The organism is Pararhizobium arenae (assembly GCF_001931685.1).
In the GTDB taxonomy this organism is placed as follows: Bacteria; Pseudomonadota; Alphaproteobacteria; order Rhizobiales; family Rhizobiaceae; genus Pararhizobium; species Pararhizobium arenae.
Genome location: NZ_MOOY01000028.1, coordinates 1 through 2,174, shown reverse-complemented (window position 1 = coordinate 2,174; position 2,174 = coordinate 1). Strand labels below are relative to the sequence as shown.

The window sequence follows — 2,174 nt, the reverse complement described above, 5'->3', positions numbered from 1 at the left end:
GTAAGCGCGAGGTTCCATGCACATTGACGTATGCGGCATCACCGGATCGGCCTCGTTTGCGAAGCGATATCCGGGTCTATCAATTGGCTGAGATTTTGGAGAAGCTGAACGGCAGCAGGTCGTTGATGTCGTCGGCTTCCTGGCGCTGAGGCAACTCAATGAGTACGTGGCGCAGCCAGGAGAGTGGGTCAACGCCACAGGCGCGGCAGGTCAGCATCAGACTGTAGATCACAGCGCTGGCCTTGGCTCCGTCGGCGGTATCGCTGAACAGCCACGATTTTCTTCCGGTCGCAAAAACTCTGATGTCGCATTCCAGAATGTTGTTATCGATCGGCATCCTGCCGTCGCTGGTGTAGCGCGTCAGATAATCCCATTGGTTCAGGGTGTAGGACACGGCATCCCCGAGCTTGGTATCCGGCAAGACCTTTGGCGCGATGGTATCGAGCCACGTCTTAAGGGCGTTGAGGACAGGCAAGCTGTGCTGTTGCCGGAAACGGCGAATGCAATCGGCCTGCGTTTCGCCGGCGTCGGGCTTTCTGTCTCGCGCCTGCTTTTCGATCCGGTAGAGCTGCTCGAAGAACCGGAGCGCCTGCTCCGGCGGTCCGCCTCCATTTTTCCTGGTTTTGAGAGCCTCGACAAAGCGCCGCCGTGAATGAGCCATGCATCCGACATGGGTTGCGCCATGCAATGTGCGCCAGGCTGTGTAGCCATCGCTCACCAATATGCCGCGGTAGTCGCCGAGAAAGGTCTGCGGGTGGACCTGACCGCGGCCCGGTTGATAATCGAGAAGCACGATCGGCTCGGCACTGTCCTCGCTGCTGCGGTATGCCCACATGTAGGAGGTGCTGGTGGCTTCCTTGTTCTTTTCCTTCAGCACCTGAACCGTCGTCTCATCGCCATGAATGAGAGGCTGCGACTGAAGCCGCAATCTCAGCGCATCGTAAATGCGATGCAAATGCCTCTCGCTCGAACCGATCACCCAGTGCGCGAGAGCACCCCGGCTGATCGGAACGCCGGCCCGTTCGAACGTTTGCGCCACGCGGTAGAGCGGTGTGCCGTCGACGTATTTATGCACCAGCGCGAAGGCCAGCGTCGAGGCGGTAGCGATGCTGCCCGGCAATGGTTGCGCTGGCATCGGTGCGATCACGACAGGCGTGTTGATCCCGGTGCGGTCGCAATGGCGGCAGGCGTATTTGAACCGCACATTCTGCAGAACCTTTGCCTTGACCTCAATATGGAGCTGCTCGGTAACGGCCTCGCCCATGCGATGCATTTGACTGTCGCAGCAAGGGCAAACTTTCTGATCGTCGGGCAGATCGTATTCGACACGCTCGCGCGGCAGGTCTTCCGGCAAGGGTCTGCGGCCCCGCTTCTTTCCCGCCCCGCTATCGACCGCCGGCAGCCCTGTATCCGGGAGATCGGCGACGACGTCGCCACGATCAGGATCATCCTCGTCTGCGGCCTCTTCGGCTTCGTTGAAGAGGCGATCGACGTGCTTTTCGCTGCGGGGTGCAAAACGATGCAGCCTTGCGAGCGCCAGTTCTTCTTCCAGCTTGACGACCCGCTGTGACAGCGCTTCCTTCTCGGCTTTGAGCGCAGCGATTTCGGCGGCATTTGCCGCCAACTGCGCCATCAGCTCTGCAACATCAGGTTCGCCGGCTCGGGTCATCCCAGTTTTGAATCTGAACCGAGTCGCCGCGTCAACAGATCAACGCGCCACCTCAGCCGGCAATCTGATATTGCCGCACGGGATGGCGGATCATCGCGTCGATATCAATCCCGTCGAGAATCCAGTGGAGTTGCTCGGTCGTCAGTGTAACCACCGCCACCTCTCGGCGCGGCCATCGGAACTTGTCTTCCGTCAACCGCTTCAGGATCAACACAAAGCCCGACCGATCGAAGAACAGCAGCTTCACCCGGTCACGTCGGCGATTGCAGAAGGCAAACACCGCAGGGGCAAACGGGTCCAATGCCATGGTCTCCTGGACCAGGACTGCAAGGCTGTTGATGCCGGCCCGGAAGTCGATCGGCTCCCGATGCAAGTAGACCTTCAGATCAGCGCCAAGTCTGAACATGACCCAACGCTCCTATGATTGCGGCCAGCCCATTCTCATCGTCATACTCAACGGTCAGGCTGATCCCGTTCGGCAGGAGCGCGCTCACCTTGGATGCAT

2 protein-coding genes and 1 pseudogene are annotated in these 2,174 nt (G+C 59.7%); all 3 read right to left on the bottom strand.

Annotated features, from left to right (window positions below; translation table 11 throughout):
• Positions 1-79 precede the first annotated feature (79 nt).
• On the bottom strand, positions 80-1,669 hold the full coding sequence (gene tnpC, locus BLX89_RS23715; RefSeq protein WP_075293387.1) for an IS66 family transposase: 1,590 nt from the start codon (positions 1,667-1,669) through the stop codon (positions 80-82).
• Positions 1,670-1,721: 52 nt separating this feature from the next.
• Entirely contained in the window at positions 1,722-2,075 is a 354-nt protein-coding gene (tnpB, locus tag BLX89_RS23710) for an IS66 family insertion sequence element accessory protein TnpB (RefSeq protein WP_056537524.1), read from the bottom strand.
• Positions 2,056-2,174 (bottom strand): annotated as a pseudogene (locus BLX89_RS25280) (IS66-like element accessory protein TnpA); the annotation flags it as partial. The gene tnpB and the pseudogene BLX89_RS25280, both read right to left, overlap by 20 nt.